At 50.6% G+C, this 703-nt stretch carries 1 protein-coding gene; it reads right to left on the bottom strand.

The window, feature by feature from the left end; translation table 11 throughout:
- Positions 1 to 703: Calx-beta domain-containing protein (locus tag JYB63_RS22545; RefSeq protein ID WP_205660183.1), on the bottom strand; the 703-nt coding region annotated here is incomplete at both ends.

The raw sequence follows: 703 nt of genomic DNA, 5'->3' as shown, positions 1-703 counted from the left end.
CCAGCGCATCATCGATGGTGGCAATGTTGAAGGTCGCACTGCTCGCCGGACCGGTGATGGTCACATCGGCCACTTCAGTGATGTCCGTACCGGAGGCCGTGGTGTAGCTGTACGTCAGCGCCACGGTGACCGATTTACCCGCCGGCACCGCTTCGCTCAGGCTGACGGTGTAGTCGGTGGTGGTTTCACCTTCGACCACATCGCTCGGGCCAGTCAGGGAGACGATGACGGTGTCATCACCAGACGGCGTTGTTTCATCAACAATGCTACCTTGCCCCTGATTATCAGCAATGTCAGCGTTAACAGCATTGGTCAGGTTTACAACAAAGTTTTCAATGCCTTCAGCTAATACATCATCCGTAATAGGCACATCAATAAACGCAGTATTATCTCCTGCGTTAAAAGTTAAGGTACCAGACACACCAGTGAAGTCAGCAGACTGAGTCGCTGTACCGCTGGCGGTAGCAAAATCAACCGTTACAGTTGAAGCTGATACTGGGGACAGGGTTACCGTAAAGCGGGCAACACCATCGTCTTCATTCACGCTGACGTCATTAATACTTAACTGAGGAGTCCCGTCATCATCAATGACCAGTGTTGTTACCTGATTATCAGCATGCTCTTCCACGTTCTCAAACGCGCCGCTGTCTGTGATAGAGGTAATATCTACAATGATATTTTCATTCGGCTCTGATACAGCATC

Origin of the sequence: Aliamphritea spongicola, from assembly GCF_017051665.1 — a bacterium.
GTDB classification, from domain to species: domain Bacteria; phylum Pseudomonadota; class Gammaproteobacteria; order Pseudomonadales; family Balneatricaceae; genus Amphritea; species Amphritea spongicola.
The sequence above is the reverse complement of the archived record's forward strand: the minus strand, read 5'-3'. Positions and strand labels throughout refer to the sequence as shown.